This window comes from Bacillus sp. LR--39 (genome assembly GCF_053613335.1).
Map to the genome: position 1 here is coordinate 1 of NZ_JBSIOT010001423.1, position 551 is coordinate 551.

Sequence of the window (551 nt, forward strand, 5' to 3'; positions counted from 1 at the left end):
TCAATGACGCCTTGCGCAGCTTCCTCACACTGCCATAGCGACCGCTGCATCGGGGTATCCGTTGATCCGGGCGATATGATATTGCAGCGGATATTGTACTCGGCAAGTTCAAGGCCGAGGCATTTCGTAAACATTAAAGCGGCCGCCTTGGAGGCCGCGAAGGCGGCCATGTGCATCCGGGGCACAGCTGCCGCATTTGATCCGACAGTCACGATCGCTCCAGTCCTGCGCGGTACCATCCGGCGGGCGACGGCACGCGATACGTTAAAAACCCCGGTGGAGTTGACATTGAACGTCTTCTCCCAATCTTCATCACTCAACGAATGGATCAGACCCGTTCTGAGCACGCCGGCTACATTGACAAGCATGTCTATCGGACCGATCTCGCGTTCAATATCGGCGATAAGCTGGTCAACTGCGGCACTGTCGCCCACATCCGCGGCAAAACCTGAACCCTGCAGTCCTTTTTGTTCAAGTTCGTCTTCAAGTTCAAGCAGCCCTTTTCGATTTTGATCAGCCGCTGCAACAAACACCCCGCGTCCAGCAAGCGC

General features: G+C 55.9%; 1 protein-coding gene. It reads right to left on the reverse strand.

Going from position 1 to position 551, the window contains the following annotated elements:
- A partial coding sequence (locus tag ACWHAR_RS30900) for an SDR family NAD(P)-dependent oxidoreductase (protein WP_452088911.1) occupies positions 1–551 on the reverse strand: 551 nt, incomplete at both ends.